This window comes from Neobacillus endophyticus (assembly GCF_013248975.1).
Taxonomy (GTDB): Bacteria; Bacillota; Bacilli; order Bacillales; family Cytobacillaceae; genus Neobacillus; species Neobacillus endophyticus.
This window is the reverse complement of sequence record NZ_JABRWH010000002.1, coordinates 75,837-96,019: the sequence shown is the minus strand read 5'-3', so window position 1 is coordinate 96,019 and position 20,183 is coordinate 75,837. Positions and strand designations below refer to the sequence as shown.

At 38.0% G+C, this 20,183-nt stretch carries 18 protein-coding genes; 3 read left to right on the top strand and 15 right to left on the bottom strand.

Annotation, left to right across the window (positions count from 1 at the left end; genetic code table 11):
- Nucleotides 1-675: 675 nt before the first annotated feature.
- Complete coding sequence (gene pdxR, locus HPT25_RS26590; RefSeq protein WP_173071660.1) at nucleotides 676-2,124, bottom strand: MocR-like pyridoxine biosynthesis transcription factor PdxR; 1,449 nt, start codon at nucleotides 2,122-2,124, stop codon at nucleotides 676-678.
- 153 nt (nucleotides 2,125-2,277) lie between these two features.
- Between pdxR and HPT25_RS26585 the strand changes: the two genes are divergently transcribed.
- On the top strand, nucleotides 2,278-3,195 hold the full coding sequence (locus HPT25_RS26585; protein WP_173071659.1) for a DMT family transporter: 918 nt from the start codon (nucleotides 2,278-2,280) through the stop codon (nucleotides 3,193-3,195).
- 215 nt (nucleotides 3,196-3,410) lie between these two features.
- Here HPT25_RS26585 and HPT25_RS26580 read toward each other — a convergent pair whose 3' ends face one another.
- The 4 genes from HPT25_RS26580 to HPT25_RS26565 form a co-directional block, all read right to left on the bottom strand.
- Nucleotides 3,411-3,863 (bottom strand): GNAT family N-acetyltransferase, encoded by a 453-nt coding sequence (locus tag HPT25_RS26580; protein ID WP_173071657.1) that lies wholly within the window; start codon nucleotides 3,861-3,863, stop codon nucleotides 3,411-3,413.
- 258 nt (nucleotides 3,864-4,121) lie between these two features.
- Nucleotides 4,122-4,475: a hypothetical protein gene (locus tag HPT25_RS26575; RefSeq protein ID WP_217270010.1), complete on the bottom strand. Its 354-nt coding sequence runs from the start codon at nucleotides 4,473-4,475 to the stop codon at nucleotides 4,122-4,124.
- 204 nt (nucleotides 4,476-4,679) lie between these two features.
- Nucleotides 4,680-4,886: a hypothetical protein gene (locus HPT25_RS26570; protein WP_173071654.1), complete on the bottom strand. Its 207-nt coding sequence runs from the start codon at nucleotides 4,884-4,886 to the stop codon at nucleotides 4,680-4,682.
- A gap of 486 nt (nucleotides 4,887-5,372) precedes the next feature.
- Entirely contained in the window at nucleotides 5,373-6,299 is a 927-nt protein-coding gene (locus tag HPT25_RS26565; RefSeq protein ID WP_173071652.1) for a LysR family transcriptional regulator, read from the bottom strand.
- 801 nt (nucleotides 6,300-7,100) lie between these two features.
- Here HPT25_RS26565 and HPT25_RS26560 point away from each other — a divergent pair.
- Complete coding sequence (locus HPT25_RS26560; RefSeq protein ID WP_173071650.1) at nucleotides 7,101-8,081, top strand: amidohydrolase family protein; 981 nt, start codon at nucleotides 7,101-7,103, stop codon at nucleotides 8,079-8,081.
- 72 nt (nucleotides 8,082-8,153) lie between these two features.
- A complete protein-coding gene (locus tag HPT25_RS26555) occupies nucleotides 8,154-9,155 on the top strand; it encodes a substrate-binding domain-containing protein (protein ID WP_173071648.1) in 1,002 nt (333 codons plus the stop codon).
- A 328-nt stretch (nucleotides 9,156-9,483) separates the two neighbouring features.
- Here the strand turns inward: HPT25_RS26555 and HPT25_RS26550 are convergent, their stop codons facing one another.
- The 10 genes from HPT25_RS26550 to HPT25_RS26500 all read right to left on the bottom strand — a co-directional run bounded on the left by HPT25_RS26550 (nucleotide 9,484) and on the right by HPT25_RS26500 (nucleotide 19,946).
- Nucleotides 9,484-10,890: a DNA cytosine methyltransferase gene (locus HPT25_RS26550; protein WP_173071646.1), complete on the bottom strand. Its 1,407-nt coding sequence runs from the start codon at nucleotides 10,888-10,890 to the stop codon at nucleotides 9,484-9,486.
- A gap of 97 nt (nucleotides 10,891-10,987) precedes the next feature.
- Nucleotides 10,988-12,838, bottom strand: coding sequence for an LPD1 domain-containing protein (locus tag HPT25_RS26545; protein ID WP_173071644.1), 1,851 nt, complete (start codon nucleotides 12,836-12,838; stop codon nucleotides 10,988-10,990).
- Between the two features lie 135 nt (nucleotides 12,839-12,973).
- Entirely contained in the window at nucleotides 12,974-14,038 is a 1,065-nt protein-coding gene (locus HPT25_RS26540; RefSeq protein ID WP_246277403.1) for a DUF6094 domain-containing protein, read from the bottom strand.
- 117 nt (nucleotides 14,039-14,155) lie between these two features.
- On the bottom strand, nucleotides 14,156-14,464 hold the full coding sequence (locus tag HPT25_RS26535) for a hypothetical protein (RefSeq protein WP_173071642.1): 309 nt from the start codon (nucleotides 14,462-14,464) through the stop codon (nucleotides 14,156-14,158).
- A 39-nt stretch (nucleotides 14,465-14,503) separates the two neighbouring features.
- Nucleotides 14,504-14,815: a hypothetical protein gene (locus tag HPT25_RS26530; protein ID WP_173071640.1), complete on the bottom strand. Its 312-nt coding sequence runs from the start codon at nucleotides 14,813-14,815 to the stop codon at nucleotides 14,504-14,506.
- 14 nt (nucleotides 14,816-14,829) lie between these two features.
- On the bottom strand, nucleotides 14,830-15,108 hold the full coding sequence (locus HPT25_RS26525) for a hypothetical protein (protein ID WP_173071638.1): 279 nt from the start codon (nucleotides 15,106-15,108) through the stop codon (nucleotides 14,830-14,832).
- 101 nt (nucleotides 15,109-15,209) lie between these two features.
- Nucleotides 15,210-15,683, bottom strand: a complete 474-nt coding sequence (gene ssb, locus HPT25_RS26520) for a single-stranded DNA-binding protein (protein ID WP_376767996.1) — start codon at nucleotides 15,681-15,683, stop codon at nucleotides 15,210-15,212.
- 100 nt (nucleotides 15,684-15,783) lie between these two features.
- Nucleotides 15,784-17,649: a group II intron reverse transcriptase/maturase gene (gene ltrA, locus HPT25_RS26515; protein ID WP_173072062.1), complete on the bottom strand. Its 1,866-nt coding sequence runs from the start codon at nucleotides 17,647-17,649 to the stop codon at nucleotides 15,784-15,786.
- A 1,001-nt stretch (nucleotides 17,650-18,650) separates the two neighbouring features.
- Nucleotides 18,651-18,995 carry a DUF6018 family natural product bioysynthesis protein gene (locus HPT25_RS26505; RefSeq protein ID WP_173071634.1) on the bottom strand — a complete coding sequence of 115 codons (345 nt, stop codon included), beginning with the start codon at nucleotides 18,993-18,995 and terminating at the stop codon, nucleotides 18,651-18,653.
- Between the two features lie 597 nt (nucleotides 18,996-19,592).
- Nucleotides 19,593-19,946, bottom strand: a complete 354-nt coding sequence (locus HPT25_RS26500) for a hypothetical protein (RefSeq protein ID WP_173071632.1) — start codon at nucleotides 19,944-19,946, stop codon at nucleotides 19,593-19,595.
- Between the last annotated feature and the right edge of the window lie 237 nt (nucleotides 19,947-20,183).

Genomic DNA, 20,183 nt, shown 5'->3' with positions numbered 1-20,183 from the left:
CATCGGCATTTGGTTTCCTTGCTTGTTATCGCTTGTACACCATACTCTTCTAAAAAAAAGAAAAGACCGGTAGGGTCTCCTGAGTTGCCGTATCATATCAATGTATAACGTGCCAAGGTCTATGACTCCAGAGAGGTCTTACCCTTCTTGCCTTTAACGAGGGGTAAAATGTAGCTTTCTGCAGCGCATAAAGCATCAGCCCTCTCGACTTACAATCATTATGGAGCTCAATCCCTTCAGCCATTTGGCTTTCGGCCCGCCACCTAACTGTCTACGCTTAAAGACTAAAGTTACCTTTAGTCCTCCAAGACTCGCTACGAGTGAATGGCTAGTTCTTACTCGACGGGAATCCCACCCGTTATATGATACGACCTAAGCTCAGCCGCACATGCGCCCGATTGTTGAAGATCATTGCTTAAATCTTATTCAAGATAATCACCTTTATGTTTTCAAAAATTTCTATATTGATGAAACCAGACTCAAGAACAAATTTCGCAACTTCAACCAATTTCCCTCCTATTTGGACAAATATAATACCTAACAGTGTAATGGTAGCGTTACACCCGTAGCACGAAACCATAAGATGCCTATTAGCACCGAATTTGTCCAACAAACAAAAGACGCAGCACATGGTACTCATCTTCCTTAAAGAAACTTAGTTAGAAGTACTTTTTATTAACGTTTTGCCAGTTTTCGAATGATGTGGCTAATTTTGCAGATACCCTTTTTCAAATCTTTTAATGAAGCATACCCATAAGAGAGGCGAAGATAATGGTTTGATTCTTGACCATAAATATCTCCTGGGTTAAGAAGTACGCCTTCAGATAATGCCTTTGCGCAAAGTTCACTCATTGATAATTTTGGTAGTATTCTTAACCATATAAAAAATCCTCCCTTTGGTACATCCCATGTGGCTAAATCCTTTAAATAAATTTCTAAAGCCTCTAATATTACCGTTCTCCGTATTTTAAGCTGTTCTCTTACACATTCAAGGTGTTGTTCATATAAGCCACTTGTTAACCATTCAGCTGCGACCCTTTGGGATAAGGAACTAGAACCATAGTCAGTTTGCATTTTAATATCGGATAGGCGTTCAATTACAGGTTCAGGTCCGGCAATCCAACCGATCCTTAAACCTGGGCTTAACGTTTTAGATAGACTGCCAATATACAATACGTGTCCATGTTTATCTTTTGATTTTAATGGAGGTGGTGGTGGCTCATCGATCCATAGCTCCCGATAAATATCATCCTCGATCATAGGAAGTTGTTCTTTTTTACATACTTGAATTAGTTCTTCACGTCGATTTTCTGACATTAATATCCCTGTTGGATTATGAAAACAAGGAATGGAGTATAAAATCACTCTGCCTTTCTGTTTTTTTGATTCGAAAACTGAGCTTGGCATAAGGCCATGTTCATCTATCGGTAGACCTGTAAGCTTCATTCCTGCTGATTGAAACACACGCAAAGAATAAAGGTATGAAGGCTGTTCAAGTAATACGGTTGATCCCCTGGGTAGAAGGCCGACTGAAATCAATTGCAAAGCTTGCAATGCCCCGGAAACAATTAAAATAGATGCAGGAGAGGCTTGAACACCAAATGTTTTTAAATAGTCGCTTATCGCTTCTCTTAAAGCCAGAAAACCTTTTGGCTCTTCATATCCAAAAGCCTGCATTTCTTCAGATACCCTTTGCATGACAAACTTCATTGTATCTAAAGGAAATAAATCTTTAGAAAGTTCACCTTTACTAAGTTGAATTAGGTTTGTGTTTGATTCAGCTTGATTTATCTGTTGGACAGTCGATTGACTCGGTCTTATTAAACCTGATTTAACATGTTCTTTCCAATCAGGTGGAGGATTTGTAGCAAGTAATGTCCATGTATTATTCACTACGAACGTACCCATTCCCATTTTTCCCTCAATCAATCCATCTGCCATTAATTCCTCTAAAGCAGTGACGACAGTACTCCTATTTACATTGAATCCCTCGGCTAATTGTCGCTGACTTGGAATTTTACTTCCGATTGGCCATTCTCCATTGGCAATTTTCTCCTTGATAATGTCTACAATTTGTTGATATTTAGGAGAATGTTTCTTTCTTTTCCAATCGATATTCCCCATTAAAAAAATTCTCCTCTTTATTTGATCTAAGTGGTTGGTTTTATTTCCTTTAAACTGGTTGGAGACATTTTATCAAATGCTGATAAGATAAGAAACAAAAATAGTAGGAGAAGAAATATTGGTTGGGTTAAATTTCTCGAAGGATGTGATAAAATGGCACAAAAACGGAGCTTTCGTGTTATGCTCGCGTATTGCCTTCCCATTTTTCTATGGGGTTCAGCTTTTGCTGGAATACGAGTTGGCTTAGAATCCTATACACCTGAACACCTTGCTCTTTCTCGATTGCTGATTGGTTATATAGCGCTTATATTTATTGCAATTATCACTCAAATGCATTTACCGGAATTAAAGGATATTCCTATAATTTTATTGTTGGGTTTTTTAGGCTTCACTGTTTATCATACAGCTCTAAATGTCGGGGAGGAAACAGTTAGTGCTGGTGCTGCAAGCCTGCTTGTATCAACAACTCCCATTTTTTCAACTCTTTTAGCTGTTTGGTTTCTTCGTGAACGATTTGGATTATCAAGATGGATTGGATCTTCAATAAGCTTTTTTGGAGTGGTATTGATCTCATTAGGCACTGGAGGGGCTGTTTCCTTTACAAACGGGGTATTGTTCATTCTTTTAGCAGCTTTTTCGGAAAGTATTTATTTTGTATTTCAAACTCGTTATTTAAAAAAGTATGGATTTCTTGCATTTACTACCTATACGATATGGGCAGGCACGTTTTTTATGCTTTTCTTTTTCCCTGGATTAATAAGTGAAATGACGAAATCATCTATTGATTCAACACTTAGCATTGTATACTTAGGTCTTTTTCCTACGGTTATTCCTTATCTTGCATTAGCTTATGTTACATCACATGTAGGAGCTTCAGAGGCAACTAGTTCTCTTTATCTAACTCCGGCTTTAGCATTTGTTATTGCGTGGATTTGGCTTGGAGAGGTACCTACCCTTCTTTCTCTAGTAGGAGGAGTAATTACACTATCGGGAGTTATGTTCATGCATATAAAAGTAGACAAACAAAATAGAGTAAAGCACAATACGAAACAAGTTCAGAAAGAAATTTAGCGAAAGGGAATTTATGTGTGTGTTTTCATTATAGACATGTATTTAAAACCAGCAAAACGCGAAATTTACAACGTTAAGGAGATTCCAAAAGACAAAATCCCAATTTCTCAGAATTTAAATTGGGAAATTGGGATTTTGTCGTTACTTGAGAAAAGCGCCCGATAATGGAATAACTGAGTAGTTTCTATTGGATGGTTTAGCTTAATAAGCTAATATTAAATTTTCTTATTGAAAAGAGTTAAAGATAAATGTTCAGTTACTTTTATTTCTTTAATTTTTGAGAATCCATTTTTTTGATAGAATTTAATTGCAGGTAAATTTTTAGAACCAGTTGATACAATAATTGTTTCAAATCCTTTCTTATTGGTTTGAATAAAATCTAATAACATTTTTGCAATTCCTTTTCTGAAATGTAATGGATGTACAAATAACCTATGTATATCCATTACACTATTTTCTATTTTTATGGATATGACTCCACTTAATTCTTCATTTATGTAATAGCCGAAGAAATTTTCTCCACATTGTTGTAACGTGTCAACTGTATCTTTTAATGGTGGTATTTCATCAGAATCAATTAATGCTGCTTCTACCTTATAAGAAGGTATTTGAACGTTTAATACCTCCATAGCTAATTTAGGATTTGTAATATCAATTCTTTTAATCAAATCTATTTCTCCTCCTTCTCTGCTGTTTTCCTATTCTTTTTAAATTATCCTGCCATTTAACTGATTAAAGGCCAAGAAAAATGGACTGCTGAAAACAGTCCAGAGTTGTTCAATTCTTGCGCCCGATAGTTGAAGATCGTTGTTGAAGTATAGCACCCTTTGCTTTAATTATATTTTTTCGCAATTTAAAATTGGTTCGTATGATAAAAAATAGGATTGCCACATCAATCCGTTTTCAACACATAAGCTACCACAAGCTTAATTTACCTCTGGAACAAGTTTTAAAAACTTTCGGAAATAAAAATAAGCTAAAAATGCAGGAATTATACTTAGTCCCATAATCAAATAGGCGTAACTGTTGGCTTCTTCTGTTGTGGTTACTTTGTCAATAAGATTACCATTAAAAACTATATAAACGTATTCATCAAAATGGACATTATAGTAGCCATAGCCTTTGCCAAATATAAAAATTGTCAATAAAGCAAGGCAACCCGCAAGCGCTAAAAACAGCCATCCTTTTTTATTATTGTTCAAGTTTTCCCCTCCAAAAATGGTTTTGTAATGGAAAATTCTACGATTATTTATAAAATCCTTCTTCAAGTAACCTGCCATTTAATTGATTAAAGACCAAGAAAAATGGACTGCTGTAACAGCCCATAAATTCTTCAATTCTTGCGCCCGATTGTAGAATAATGTTATATCATTTATACCATAAAAAACCTTTAGACAAAGCGTATCCAAAGGGGGAAAGCATCGCATCTTTTTTACAAACATCGTGACTTTATTTCCAAGCTACAAAAATTTCTATGATTGCATCTATCCTAATACAATCGTTAAAGTTTTTAAAAACACCAATATAAAAACAAGACCGCCAAGAGTGCCTGCAATTTTATTTGGTATTTTAATAGTGACAAAAATCCATTTAGCGAAAAGCGCTACGATTAAAGGTATAATTAAAATGATAGCAAGTTGTAGCGCCATATGATCCATCATTCCCTTGTAAGGTGAAAAATCAATTTTCATATATTTTCCTCTCCTTCCATCCTTTTATTTCGTCATAAAGGAGAAAAAAGTTTAATTCCGTCTAATCGCTCCATTCTTTCGTAGGTATCTATCTTCCCACATTAATGGCAAAAAACTCTTGAAAGTAATGTAAATGTAGCCTTGGAATAATGTTTGGTTTAAAGTATCTCACAGAACTTCTTTTCAGGATAAATAAAAAGAATCCGTTTTGAAAAAAGATTGATCAAAATGGATTCTTCCCTTGTGAATTAGTTTGCCTTTTTAAAAAAAGTATGATTATTTCTCACCTGTGATCTTTAATAATTGCGCCCTATTATGGAATAGAAATAGATAATTGTGGATCTCTTTCCGTTCATTTATCCTAATCATTAATGATTCTTTCATGTTTTGAATATTGGGCACTTACCTCGGACTTATCCCATACTAGGGATACATTTGATGTTCATCGGGTTCGCCAAAATACAACGTTGTACCCATTCTGTATTTCTAAACGTTTTTTCCGAACGAAAGCACTTCTTCAAAATTCGAAGCTTTTAGTAATTCTTGCAGTTCAATGAGAAATAGGGGAATACATGGATTCGTATTGTTCGTTTTCCATGCCATGACTAGATCAATATTCTCGACAGTATGTTCAATATCAATGAACCGTAGAGAAGGAGACGCGAAAGCTTTGCCATGCCGCGAGAGAACGGTAATCCCAAGGTTAGCCTCCACTTGAAGCAGCACAGTATCGAAATGAGGATGACTGACGTTTTTAGGGTAAAATCCTCCGCTAGCACATAATTTCAGAATATAATCAAAGAGTTGCGGCGCTTCGGTACGGGATAATAGAATAAAGAGTTCGTTTGATAAATCTGTAATCTGAACCTTTTTTTCCTTTGCAAGGGGGTGATCTTCAGAAACAATTAAGGCAAAGGATTCGGTATATATTTTTTCCCAGCTAAGATCAGTGATATTCTCAATCCCAACAGTGAAGGTGAAAACAACGTCCAATTCTCCTGAGTTCAGTGCGTCATTTAAAGCTTCCGAATTAGCGTATTCAAGCGATAATCCAACATCCGGGTGTTTTTTACGAAACGTACGAAGTAACTTCGGGAGAAATATCTTATCGGATGTGCCTACATAACCGATTTTCAGATCTCCCTTGAGACCTGCTCCTGCTAATTTAACCCTTTCTATCGCTTCATCCGATTTTGCAACAATTTCTTTGGCTGCAGAGAGTAGTTCCATACCTGCTCTCGTAAGTTTGAGTCCGCGTTTGTCACGAATGAACAAAGTAACGCCCAAGTAACCTTCCAAATCGATGATTTGTCTACTCAGTGCTGGTTGTGCGATATATAGGTTCTTTGCCGCCACTGTCATGTTTAGATACTTTGCTGTAGCGATAAAGTAACGTAATTGTTTTATATCCATATTTTTTCTCCAATCAATAAAGGTCTTACAGTAGTCTAACCTGGTAATGTATCTACTTTTCTTTTATACCCCTTTGTATAACTGTATTATTCATTTATGAAAGTTTCGAGGAACAACTCGAAATATTACACTGACTTCAACCCATTAGGTTCATTTTCATTGTAAATCGTGGCGATGGTTTTGTATATTCGGCTAGGCCTCCTAAATCCGAAGTCTAGTCTCTAAAAATATTGGTTACCGCAGCATAGCTTAATCTTTCGAATCCTTATTGTATGTGACCATGCGATTCCTGCTTTATGTCTTGTAATGGATTATAATACCCGATAAAACTTCGATCGGTCTTCCAACTGCATGACCCACTCCAAAAATTTCACAGGAGGCATACGCTATAGGCTTCCATGCATCTTGCGTTTATTGTAAAAATCCATATAGCTATCGACTGCTGAATAGGCCTCCTCAAAGCTCATAAAACCCATTTTGGAAAACAGGTATCTTGATTCCCGATAATGTCTATCGCACAATCTCTAAGCGAGCCTCCTAAAATACTTTCTTTGAACGCATGTTGTCCGCTTCCCCAATACTTTAAGTCTAATTTATTGGGGGATAGGACTCAAGGTCAATTAGGGGGCCAGGCGTTTTTACATGCTAGACGAAAGAACGGACACACGTTGACGGTGGAACAGGTGGCTACAATATTTTTTTGTTATACCGTCAGACTGATTCAGTATTTTATATTTCACTATCCCCCGAGTAAAATCATATTACGAGAGGAACAGATCAATAAAGGGAGCTGAAAAAATCATGAGAGTTTTCGGATTGGAAGAGCACTTCGTTACTACCAATGTGATCGATGCTTGGAGTACACTTGCACCAGAATGGCAGGATCTTGCACAGAAAGCATCGTCCAGCGGCGAGAGTGGTCGACGTCTGTCTGAAATTGGAGAAGAACGTTTCAAAGCAATGGAAGAAGCTGGGGTAGATGTCCAGGTACTGTCACTCACCGCTCCTGGATTGCAGAATCTCTCTCCAGCTGTTGCAGTACCACTACAAGTCGAAACCAACGATCTACTCGCCTCTGCGATCAGGTCCCACCCAGACCGCCTGCAGGGTCTCGCGACACTCGCCACGGCCGCCCCAGATGCAGCGGCACTTGAATTAGAGCGGTCAGTAACAAAGTTGGGGTTAAACGGCGTAATGCTGTTCGGCCGCACACGTGAGCGTAATATTGATCATCCTGACTTTTGGCCTGTCTTTGAAGCCGCCTCTGCTTTGAGAGCACCAATCTATCTCCACCCGCAGTCGCCACTGCCGGTCGTACGCGCCGCTTACTACGACGGCCTTGGGCAAGGGGTGGATGCTGCTTTTGCCACGCATCGCATAGGGTGGCATTATGAAACAGGTATTCAACTCTTGCGTTTGATTGCAAGTGGTGTTCTCGACCGTTTTCCAGACCTTCAACTAATTGTTGGACATTGGGGGGAACTCGTTCTATTTTATCTTGAACGGCTCGAACCACTTGCTGACATGGCTAAGCTCAAGCGTTCTCTCTCTGAGTATATTCGTAGCAACGTATTCGTCACACCTAGTGGTATGTTCAGTCACAATTATCTTCGCTGGGCGGTCGAAACAGTAGGAGTTGACCGGATCCTTTTCTCAACGGACTATCCGTTCGAGCGAGGAGGTTCACGTAGTTTTTTGGAAAAAATAGAACTCAGCGAGACAGATCGCGAAAAGATTACGTTTGGTAATTGGGAACGACTATGTTCCGACATTCGGCGTTGAGTGGATTATCCAAACGTATTTCATTACAGAATAAGCACTGTAAAATTTAACACTAAAAAAGGAGAATGACATATGAATAACATAAAACTTAATGTTGGTGCTTGGAAATATTTCCACACTGAGGCGCTGCTTGATGGAACCGTTAAAATCGAGGGCGTTGACGCGAGCTTCGAGAGCGGCAAAATTATTTCAGATATTTTTGAACGCATGGTACGTGACAAAGCCTACGACGTTGCAGAGCTTGGCCTGACTTTTTATCTACGTATGCTTGAGCAAGGAGATACGTCGTTTATCGCGCTCCCGATATTTCCAAATAGGCAGTTCCGTCACTCAGCGATATTCATTAACACAGCAAGCGGCATCGAAAAACCCGAAGATCTAGCTGGCAAAACGATCGGAGAATTCGGCCTATATGGACACGATGCGGGCGTATGGCCAAAAGGTATCCTTTCTGATGATTTTGGAGTGAAGCCAGAACAGTCACGATGGATCATTGGGGCTTCTGACTGGTATATGCCACCTTTCGATTTCGTCCCGCAACCCCACCCTGATGATGTTGACGTGAGGCCTGTCCCGAAAGGCAAAGCACTTGGGACGATGCTGGAAAACGGGGAGATTGATGCGTTTATCTCTGCTCACGCTCCAACGTGCATCGTGAATGGCTCACCAAAAGTCGCTCGTCTCTTTCCAGATTATGAGAGTGTTGAACGCGACTATTACCAACGAACAGGTATCTTTCCAATTATGCATACAGTTGTCATCCGCAAAGACCTTCTAGAAAAGCATCTTGATCTTGCACAAGCTGTTTATCGAGCCTTCTGTGAGTCAAAGGATATTGCAATGGAGAAATATCGTACACAGACTGTTAGGCAGAATATGGAGGCCATGATGCCATGGTTTACCCCTTTATTTGAGAAAAATCGTCAGCTAATGGGGGACGACTGGTGGCCGTACGGCATTGAAGCGAATCGTAAAACTCTCGACACCTTCCTGCGATACTTCTACGAGCAGGGCCTCTCCAAACACCTATGGACATGTGAAGAAATTTTTGTGCCCGAACTGTTTCGAACATAACGCCCAGCGATAAAGGATTAGAGAAATTTCATCTCTAATCCTTTGTTTATTAAACTAAACTACATAGTTTACACAAACTTATTGATATTTTACACATATATCACATTTTAAAGACACGAGTTGTTCCACAATCTGGCCAGATTGCGGAATAATGTTATGGCATTTTCAGCAAAAGAAAACCCTTTAGACAAAGCGTATCCATAAGGAGATCATCGCTTCATTTTGTTTTAAAAAAATAATCTCGATAGCTGTTTTCACAGTATCGAGATTATTTGCTGTATGTTATCATTAATTCATTAATATTTGTTAATATTTGGTTTGCCACACATTAGATAACTAATTCAAGTTGACCATTATTAGAGATTGAAATTGCATGTTCAACTTTTTCTTTCATTGCTCTCGTTGATTGATAAAGATATTTCATTGCCTTTTTCATGAATACAGCAGCAATGTTATTAGCAATTGCTTTAAACACCTGACAACTCACACTTTGACCCAGCATTTCATAGATTCTAGTAGGTCTGATGTGTTTAGGAAACTCAAACCATTCTGGAACATCTAAAATATTCCGGATTTCATTTACACTAAGGAAGCGCCAATGTTTCTTGTCTTTACTCAACACGTAGGTAGACGAAGCACTTTGGCCGCGGTACCTCTTAGGAATTGCATTGATTTGAGTACAATCTTCCGTAACAAACGTTTTATCGAGGTTGCGGTCTCTCCATGACGAATCTCGATTTTCGAAATTTGTCATCCAGGTATCTAAACTCTTCCATTCATGGATTACATGCTTGCCATCAAGAAAATCTTTTAATTTCCTCCTACGTACTTTCGGCGGTTTCGGAAATTGAAAATTCATAAACATTTCTTGGTCTCGGAAACAGACAACATATTTTCTTAAGCGAGTTGAGAGACAACCGAAATCCCAAGCCTCGACCTGTTGTTCCGTAAAATACGGATATTCCTCTTTTAGAAGGTCATTCAATAGTGTCCAATCGCTGGTTTTATACCATTGAGGTACATTCTCGAAAAATACTACCTCCGCTTGAGAAGAAAGAATAATCTTCGCTGCTGCGATGGCTAATGAGTTCATAACATTCCCTTCGTTTAAACCTAAAGTAGAACTTTCATTGCATGGCATGGTTACAAGTGCCACATCTGCCTTCGTTACCGAATGGACATCTTTCATATCACCATGAAAGAGTAAACTATTGGGATAGTTATGTTTCAACACTTCTGCCGAATCGTCTTCCATTTCAATCTCCATGACTGGAACAAAATAATTGGTTGAGAGAAGTGCTGCAGTACCTATTCCACAACCTGCTCCCAATGATAATACACGGAGCCTTTCATCCTTTTGTGAAGGAATCGTATCGGTCTCCATTAACTTATACTGTAGAGGTCTCACAATGATCTGAGATAGTTCGTCCTTCTTTTGTACGATAATTTCTACTTTATCGGTTAACGATAGAACCGAAGCGTATTTATCTCCACAACTATCTACCAGAGGCCGACGTTTGTTACTGGTTTTATTCAACCGACCGCTCACATGGATAATATGGCTATCATGTTTAAAAGGCAAATTTTGAAGAATGATTTCTTCTTCGCCAACTTTAACATAAAGCGGATCCCCCTCTTTTAAGGCGGCGGTCTCGCATACAAGATGCTGTAACCAAATACCGTCTTTACCAGCCTTTTGTCGTTTAGCATATACTCTCTTCAATAATTGTTTCATTCTATATTCCTCCCAAAAATGTTTGTTTATTAGTTAATAGAAAAAGCAAGAACCTATAGAAAAATAGAAAGGCTCCTGCTTTTATAAAGTCACTCGATTAGAATAGGACCGTATCAACGATTTGCTTCATCAATACATCCATTTTTTTGTTTATTTTTTCACGCTCTTCGCCCATAGGATAAGCAATGGAATCATAGGTACCACATACAAGGTAATCACTGACTCGCCCTTGCTCTTTAAGTTTGTCCTGTACCCACGCTTCAAATGCTCTAGCAATCAACTCAACATTAGAAGACCAGTAGCCATTCTTGCCACGATCTAATCCAATAGCTTGCTGTAAAAACATGCTTTTATCGGACGGATACGGGATTTCTTCGACTCTTTCGCCTGTTTGTTGCTGATGATACCATGCAAGTGCTTGAGCGTATTTCTTTAGTTCTCGCATCTTTCTTTTATCTAGTTTCTCCATCTCTTTATCACGATTGATATACGATAGCATAGATACATGATACTTATAGGAATCATCAAGCTTTGTTTTGTAGTTTTCCATAATCGCTTGTAAATTCCCATTTTCCCATTTGTATAAATTCTTTAAGGAGTAACCAATACGCCAGGATGTCTCAGGCTTATTTTCATTTTGAAAATAGGCAATGGAGCTGCCTTCTTTAATTTCTTTCATAAGGTCTCTCATGGCATTTACAAGTTCCGTAGGGATATGAGGACCAACGGTGTCAAGGTTGGATAAATAACCATTATGGCCGTTTTTTTGGTCATAGGATATACAATATAAATGATGATCAAGACTATGAAAAAATTCATGACTGCAAATCCCAAGAGTACCTCTTTCTTTCGTGAAATTAATCACCTTGAATTTTGGCTCAAAATGCCCAATGGCCCTACCGCGCCCGCGACCACCGAACGAGAGGCTGAGTGTTCCATTGAGAGATAATGCGTGGTCTGAAACACCTAGTAGATCAGCTAAATCATGAAACGCTTCGCTACAGCGATAGATGTGTTCAAGCCCTTTACTATCTTCCATGTAGTGACCAAATTCAACTGCTTTGAAACCGAAATCCCGCAGCATGTCTTCTGGTACACTTACATTCGATTCACGTCCGCCAATCCGGTCTGGTCTTTCTGGTAACATGCGCTCCCACACAGGTTTGTTCTTTCCGGTACTTTTGCTCTTTTTGGGTGCAAGAAGTTCATCCCAGGACTTAATTTTGCTCACAGCTTTCAGCGTACTATTTAAGCTTTGCTGTTTCGTAAAAAAGTTTTTAAAGGAATCACCTAGAATTCGGAAGTTATACTTGTTAGCTTCCCTTATATGGGCTAAACGCTCCTTTGCTCTACGAAGCTGACGTTCAGTATTGCTAATGGTTTGGATATCGTCATCATCCGTATTAGCCAGCGTTTCTTCCAACTCTTTAATGCGGTTAGCGGTATACGTGCCACTTGAACCTTCATAGATCATTTGAGTGTTCATGACTTCAATGAAATCCCTGAACTGATCCATGGTTATAAGAGAGGAGAACCGATGGTTAAGCTCCTGAGTGGCAAGAAAAAAGTCTTTTCGAGATTCCTCTGCGTCTTCAGGTTGAGCATCGATACGTTGAATCAGCAATTGTTTGAGTCTTGCGACCTTACAATCCACTCCGTTATCACGTTCTGCTTCAAGGGAAAAATCCGAAAATAGTTCCTTCTTCGAAATCAATTCAGCAGCAAGTACAGCTGATTCACTTTCAATTTCCGAAAGCACATCGATATTTTTCTCTTCTAAGAACTGACGTCTTAGCGCATATTCGTCTTTCCGACTTCCGCCGATACGTGTGCCAACATCATAAGCTACCTTACGATTAGCTTGAACTTCACTCCGAACATCCATCATACTCTCTATATTTTTTGTTTCTTCAAAAGCTCCGAATAAGCTTAATTGTGATTGTGACATAGTAAAACTCCCCTTTAGTTTAGTAAAATAAAAAAGGGAATTAACAAATGTGTTAATCCCCACTCCAAATATTTATTAGAAAGAAATCTGGCAGCTTAAAACAAGCAACCGTATATCTTAAACTCTGTAAAAGAATTACACGAATTTCTTGATAACACCCATTGGGTTTATCACTTTGATGGAAACTTCACGAACTGTACGAATTTTCGTCACAGTCGAAGTGCCCCCGCTTTCGTGTTCCTTTTTTTCCTCTGATTTTACTTTTTTGACAATCTCCAAGCCTTGAACAGCATGTAACGTATCTCCTTCTCCGATCAGTCCATTGCAGGCACCAGAGGCCAATAAAAGAGCCATTGAACCTTGTGCAATGTTAATGATAGGATTTCCACCTAATACAAGTGACTTAGGTTTAGAACGCTCTTTAAATGCTGAAAAACCTTTGCTTGAACGAATCGCATCTACAAAATTTGCTTTACTTTCTAACTTTGTATAGAAAGTTCGGATCTCCGTAGGTCCAGCAGGCACTTTCCAAGTATGCTTTCCAACCATAAGATTGATAGCTGTTACAGATTTCATAACGAATTCTTCTGATTCCATTTGTGTCAGAAAATCAAAGAGCTTTTTATTAAACTCTTTGAATTTCCCAGACTTTTTATTTCCAATGAATATACATTGGTTGAAATCATCATAATCTTCGTTAGAAAAGCGGAGTATCCCTACATTCTCAAAGTTCGTGGCAAGAAACCTCGCAATTTTAGAGTCAGCGAAGCGGTAAGAAGGAATGGTGTAAACCATAACCCCTTTTGGTGCTAAATATCTCGTATTTCTCACCAATTCCAGGTATTCCTTTCGGTCGGCTCCATCATCTTCTAACCCTTTAATTCCATAGTCATAGGGTGGGTTCAACCACAGCAAACCAAAGGTATCATTGCTAATAACCATTGACTCAATGGGTGCATTGATGCAGTGATCAAGCACCTGTGAAGCCTTGTCTGCTCGTGCTTTGTCTATTTCCACGCCATATGATTTAACCTTAAAATCTTGCCCTTTAGCCATCTGTGAAAGTACTGCACCTTCTCCAGCAGTCGGATCAAAGATACTACAATCCCCTGAAAACTCAAGTAATTGTTTTACATAATCCCCTTGTAATTCTGGAGTAGCGAAAAATCCGGCTCTAAGTTTGTTTCCAATATTTGACATAATAAAGTCCTCCCAAATGTTTAATAAATGAATGAGCTAAATAATCGCTCACAAAAATCTCTTAAGTAGTCTGATAAAGTGAAAGAGAGTGAACATCGATCCACCCTCTACGACTTACTAATCTCTTATTCTTTCACCTTCATCGTTAAACCCTAGCTCCTTTAATGAATACCATTGTCTGTTGAAATAGAGCCCTTGGTTATAGACAATTGGCTCAAAAAACATTTCAGGGAAATGTTCGTGTATATATTCAACAACATTCGTGATATTCACCGTTCCTTTTAAAACTGAAAAAGAGTTAGTCTGTTCAACCATTTTTTCTTCAAAATCATCAAAGATATGAAGGGAAAAGTGACGGTCAAAAATCTCCCCATTATCGTTTAATTGATGCATTTCAATGTATGCTACATGTACAGTATTCGCCATGTTAATTCCTCTCTTCTTTTGCTAATTTTTCAACAAAATTTATTTATTTTTTGAGATCCTGCCAACCACTTCAAATACAGTTGGCTTCGTTTCAAATTCATCCCAGTTGTCACAAGCAGGACAACTTAAATGAATGGAAACTACTTCCCCTTCGTCTTCGACACCATTCTGTTCCTCATCGTATTCAAATCGAAAAAAGGAATGACAATCATGACATTTCAGAATATGGGACTCCGTTTTCATACAACCTGTATCAAGTGAAATAAACTTTTCATCCTTATTTAGATAATCAGCCATATTCCCACTTAAACAAGGTTCAACGGTTCCCACGTCTGGCCCAAAGAATTTCATAATAATCCCCCTCTTTATTGAATAACGGTGATCTCTAATAGCTGACAAATAGCTTCTAATGAATTACATTCGGAAATTCCTAACTCAATAAGCTTTGCCAGTTCTTCCTCGCTTAGGTCTTCGTAATTATCGGTATGGAGATAGATTTCAAGTTCTTCATCATCGTCATTTTCTTGCAGTATGACAAATAAATCCAACTTCCTTACTAATTCCTCTTCCATCCATTCACGAATCCCTTCAGCAGATTCAGACAATAGACAATCACCATTACGCGTCAAAATTTGATAGTTCATCTTAATTCCTCCCTATGTTTGGTTAAAATAAAAAAAGAGTGCTCCACTCCTTTAGGAATGAAACACTCTCTCTTTTTAAATGAATTTTTTCTAACATTAACCTAGAATGGCAAGTCTTCACCGCTAATATCAAAAGAATTAGCAAATGGATCAAAACTAGTGTCATTTTGATTACCATTTCGGCTATTGTTACGTGGACTCTGATCTTGATTACCTTGGTTACTTTCTTTGCTTTCATTCCCAGAACCTTTCGATTCTAAGAATTGAACTGTTTCAGCAAGAACCTCAGTTACATACACTTTTTTTCCGGACTGGTCATCATACGATCTTGTTTGGATACGGCCATCCACTCCTGCTAAACTACCTTTTTTAAGGTAATTCGCAACATTTTCTGCTGGCTTTCTCCAGACAACACAATTGATAAAGTCAGTCGGTACATTTCCTCGGTCATCTGGTTTTGCATACGTACGTTTTACTGCCAATGTAAAGGTAGCCACTGCTACACCACTCGATTGGAATAGGTAAGTGTTTGATGTTATCTCCGACTTTTCCCCTCCATAGTACCGTACGTGCAAGTTTCCTCGCATACGGCACGCCATCGAAACAAATTCAACTGTTTTACCAGCTTCAACTCAAGAATTATCAGTTCTTGAGCGACAAATACAAATCACAACACTAATGTTTTACATTCGCCCGTTTAACAAGTTTTGCTCTATATCTCTCGATTTTCTTATTAATTTTAGAATTTGTGTGCCATTTAATCCCATGTATCAGCTCGTGACATCTGCGGTGTACACTTGCTAAGTTTGGTAATTTATTAATCCTATCAAGCGGGAGATTGGGGTCAACGTGATGTGTATGCAAGTCGGTTATTAAAATATCGACGTCACATATTTTACATTTACCTTTATCTCTATTCCAAGCATACTCCCTGTTCATGTAGTACTCGAAGTTATACTTCCTTTTCTTAGGATTTTTACTTTTGGCATTGGCTTTTGCCATCCTGAAACTGTCATAGTCGTAAAGTGGTTGTCTCGCAAGAGGCAACCTCTTCTTAGATTCCGTTTGATATAATTCACGACCTTTTGGGGTATAAGGTGTCATTTCTTGATTGAAGTTCTTTGGGTTAACAGACGGTGTATGAAGAAACCTGCACATTCCAATCCATTTACCTTCAATTTCAATCGCGTGAGTTTCAGCCTTATATTTTTCATGCCTTGCAGGTCTATTAGAAAGCTTATCAAAGGAAATAAGTGCTCTAGTTTTGTCTTTGCCATTGTTTTTATTACGGGTGAATTTCTTCCACGTATAATGGCACGATTGAAATATCTTGTGGTCAAGTCTATTGAAGATTTCTGTCCAGACAGCTATCTTATAGTATTCAGCTAACCCAATTATTTTGGAATTAGCTCTTTCTATGATAACGGCTTTTTGATAATCATCCTTAGTTACCTTGAGTTTCTTGATATCCAATAGAATCTCAGCGACTTTACTTCTGACTTTTATTGTATTTGGAAGAATTCTCGCGTAGGTATCGTGTTGCTTCTTGTTACCTGTTCTCCCAATGTCAAACCTTGGTTTACCCATTTCAATTTCAAAACCCAAGAACTTCATTCTACTTCCTTGTAGATTTGTGATAACTGTTTTCTCTTCAGAGAGTTCGAGCTTTAGCTTATGTTTAAAGTACTTTTGCAAGTGTTTAAGTACTTTCCCGGCATATTCTCTATCCTTACAGAAGATAACCCAGTCATCAGCGTACCTAACAAGGAACACAGGTTGTCTACCCAATTGCCTAAATTTTCTTCGGGCATTTTTGACTGTTGCGAAATCATTCGCAAAATATGGGTTTTCGTACATTGACGATACCATCCAATCAAAGTCATTCAGGTAGACATTTGCAAGAATAGGACTAATAATACCACCTTGAGGAGTACCTTCATTGGTTTCATAGAACTTGAAGTCCTCCATCAATCCTGCTTTTAACATTTTCCTAATTAGCATAAGAACCCTCTTGTCTATAATTCCTATGTTATGGAGTTTTCTAAGAAGAATTGAGTGATTGATATTATCGAAATACCCTTTGATATCTCCCTCAATAACGTATTGGTATCTTCCCTTATTAATTAATGAAGCACATCTTGAGATAGCATGATGGGTAGACCGATAAGGTCTAAAACCATAGCTATGCTCATACATCTTTGCTTCAATAATAGGTTCAATTACGATTTTAACACATTGTTGGATAATCCTATCTAACATGGTAGGTATTCCAAGAGGTCTCGTTTTACCCGTATTACCTTTAGGAATATAGCGTCTCCTTACCGCCTTGGGTGAATAGTTATCCATAGCCCTTGTGACGGTAATTAAGAGTTTCTCAACAGGCATTTGTAGAAAATGATTAATGGTTTTCTTGTCTACTCCCGCTGTCCAACTGCCTTTATTTGACTTAATGTCGTGAATAGCAGTGACAATGGTATGTTCATTACGGATAAGTTCATACAGACCATTAAACGATTTTCCTAACTTAGACTCTTCGTACATAAAGTCGAGGGCTTGTTTAAGTTCAGATTCCGAACTAATTTGGTAATTAACCTCCACAGTTTATAAACACTTCCCTTTGCCAACGAGAGGCAACAGAAGCATTTCTTGTGAATTAGCGATTACTATGAGTATCCGTTGATACCTATAGCGTAGACCAAATTGTGTTAGTTTGATTGTATTGTCCTTGTTCCGACTCCCCCCCTTCGCTCCACTTCCATTACAGAAGCTTCAACACTACTACGAGGGTCCTGACTCCCCAAAGATTTCACAGAACTGACATTCTCCATCATTGGGGCCTCTCACGTTCCCTAACAACTATCCCTTGTATTACCTCAAGACCTTAGACTTGTTCCCTATTCCGACAATCCTTAGAATAACTCTGAATCCACAGTTAATTGTTATTCTTCTCGTCCTGTTTCAAGGAACGAGGCAGTTACCCCAACACACAAAAGGTAACCACGAATTGCAATACTCACCTTTCAGTGAACCTACGTTACGGAACTGCAAACATTCCCACTAAAGTTGGTAGTCATAGCCACAGGTTTTTAAGGAGTCCCGCACCATACTTCCATATCCCAAAGGGACTTAGGTTTCGGTTACGACTTCACCAAGCTTCACACACATCAACGTGTCAGCGTATTAGTGCATGTTGGAGTATCAGACTCGCACATATATATTAGAAGGTGGGTAATCATTGCCCCTGTCGGAGATGATAACATTCTAATATATTGGATTCCATGTGGACTTCGGTTTTCACGAAGCACTTCATTGTTAGAGTTCTCTGACGTCCACTACATAAGCGTAGGAACGTCATGAAGCTGTTCCCGTCTATAGACGGTTAGGCTTAACGTGACGCACGCGTATAACGTAAGTCTGGATCCTTTGTTAGTCTTCCTATTAAAATAGTACGATTCATCATCTTAAACACTCTCCTAAAAAGTTTGATTTAAAAGTTTAATTTTATTACTCTCTTTTTCTATGCTTCTGAAACCAATTAGCGATTAATTCTCTAAATCAAAAAAGTATTTTAACAACCACTTTTTCATTTGAGAGACTTTAGATGGCCTGTTTGGGATATTACTGCCAAGATAGAATAGCTTCTCATCAGTAAAGCGCCAAATAATACTTTCGCCTGTTTCCTTTTGAAGACAATCGACAAAGTGAAGCACTTCAAGAAGCGCTAGATCCTTTCGAGTAGCCTTACATCGATAAAAACGACGAGTACCATCTTTTAAGACAAGTTCTGCCTTAAATCGTTTGTGAAAGAAAGCACTTTGTTTAGACATAGCCAATTGAAATTCAGAAACTATATCTTTTTTTCCACCTAACAACTCTGCTAATTGCATAAATATCACTCTTTCCAAAAGTTTTTTTGAAAAACAAAAAAGCACTCCTGGAATGTCTGATAAACACAAATAGATAAACTAAATGTGTACAGATCACCCCAAAGAGTGCTTATAGTTAATAGTTTAATAAGTAACAGCTAACCTTAAAATTGGTTGCATAAAAAAGAAAAAAGAAAAGTAATATACTCATATTTTACTATGTCTTAATCTTTATAACAAGAGATTTTTCGTTATCCTAGCAAACAGATTTTACCGACTTTCTTTTATGGATTTTCGGTTCAATTGGTTGCTATTAGTTAGGCAAATGTTCGAAAACGAAAACATTAATGTTGGTAACTAGAGAACCCGTTATTATAAAGGGCTAACCTGTGTTTCTGTATATATTTAAATTACATTTAAGTTGGTAACCATTATAAGTATCCAGAAGCCAGTACAATACAAAAAGACGCCTCCTTATTCAAGAAAAGCGCCCTATAATGGAATAACAAAAATAGAGAAACAAATACAACTAAGCTTATTTTTCTTCAAGTAACGCTCACTTTAGTGTAAGTACAATATTTCACAAACTAAAATATCTGTTTCACAACAAATAAGAACTTAATGCTTAAAAAGAACAACAAATCCAGATTTGTCGTCATTATTAACAGTGATATGACTTACATTGTACTTTTGACCATCCAATGTAATCGACTCTTTAGAGTTTGAGTTTATGGGAAAAGTTTTTTCAACTCTTCCATTGTTGCTTACTTGTACTACGAAATGATTTGAAGAATCACGGTTTAAATCCCACTTTTCACCGTTTATGGATTCACTGTAAGGAAAGGGTACTTGGATGATATCACTAGAAATTTTTTTGGTAGATGAAGGTAATGGTAAACCATTATTCTTCGTAGTGCATCCCGTTACTAACAATAAGAAAAACAGAGTTGTAAATAATGAAGTTTTTCCCATAAAAACTGCCCCTCATCAGTTTCCTATATTTAATATAAAAAATTCTACATCTGTGTACAGATTCCTTCTTCAATTAACCTGCCTTTTAACTGATTAAAGACCAAGAAAATGGACTATTGAATCCATCTATCGTTGTTCAATTCTTGCGCCCGATTGTTGAATATCATTGTTAAAACCAAATTCAAGATTAGCACCCGTTAAAAAACTTGTTTATAAAGCACATATTAAGTAATTGAA

What these genes read in the sequence shown, in the direction of transcription:
- HPT25_RS26550 (WP_173071646.1), bottom strand. Translation starts at nt 10,890, where the DNA reads ATGAAACAATTATTGAAGAGAGTATATGCTAAACGACAAAAGGCTGGT.
- HPT25_RS26535 (WP_173071642.1), bottom strand. Translation starts at nt 14,464, where the DNA reads ATGGCGAATACTGTACATGTAGCATACATTGAAATGCATCAATTAAAC.
- HPT25_RS26505 (WP_173071634.1), bottom strand. Translation starts at nt 18,995, where the DNA reads ATGCAATTAGCAGAGTTGTTAGGTGGAAAAAAAGATATAGTTTCTGAA.
- HPT25_RS26525 (WP_173071638.1), bottom strand. Translation starts at nt 15,108, where the DNA reads ATGAACTATCAAATTTTGACGCGTAATGGTGATTGTCTATTGTCTGAA.
- HPT25_RS26570 (WP_173071654.1), bottom strand. Translation starts at nt 4,886, where the DNA reads ATGAAAATTGATTTTTCACCTTACAAGGGAATGATGGATCATATGGCG.
- ltrA (WP_173072062.1), bottom strand. Translation starts at nt 17,649, where the DNA reads ATGTACGAAGAGTCTAAGTTAGGAAAATCGTTTAATGGTCTGTATGAA.
- HPT25_RS26575 (WP_217270010.1), bottom strand. Translation starts at nt 4,475, where the DNA reads ATGGCAGGTTACTTGAAGAAGGATTTTATAAATAATCGTAGAATTTTC.
- HPT25_RS26545 (WP_173071644.1), bottom strand. Translation starts at nt 12,838, where the DNA reads ATGTCACAATCACAATTAAGCTTATTCGGAGCTTTTGAAGAAACAAAA.
- HPT25_RS26585 (WP_173071659.1), top strand. Translation starts at nt 2,278, where the DNA reads ATGGCACAAAAACGGAGCTTTCGTGTTATGCTCGCGTATTGCCTTCCC.
- HPT25_RS26540 (WP_246277403.1), bottom strand. Translation starts at nt 14,038, where the DNA reads ATGTCAAATATTGGAAACAAACTTAGAGCCGGATTTTTCGCTACTCCA.
- pdxR (WP_173071660.1), bottom strand. Translation starts at nt 2,124, where the DNA reads ATGGGGAATATCGATTGGAAAAGAAAGAAACATTCTCCTAAATATCAA.
- HPT25_RS26565 (WP_173071652.1), bottom strand. Translation starts at nt 6,299, where the DNA reads ATGGATATAAAACAATTACGTTACTTTATCGCTACAGCAAAGTATCTA.
- HPT25_RS26500 (WP_173071632.1), bottom strand. Translation starts at nt 19,946, where the DNA reads ATGGGAAAAACTTCATTATTTACAACTCTGTTTTTCTTATTGTTAGTA.
- HPT25_RS26560 (WP_173071650.1), top strand. Translation starts at nt 7,101, where the DNA reads ATGAGAGTTTTCGGATTGGAAGAGCACTTCGTTACTACCAATGTGATC.
- HPT25_RS26530 (WP_173071640.1), bottom strand. Translation starts at nt 14,815, where the DNA reads ATGAAATTCTTTGGGCCAGACGTGGGAACCGTTGAACCTTGTTTAAGT.
- HPT25_RS26555 (WP_173071648.1), top strand. Translation starts at nt 8,154, where the DNA reads ATGAATAACATAAAACTTAATGTTGGTGCTTGGAAATATTTCCACACT.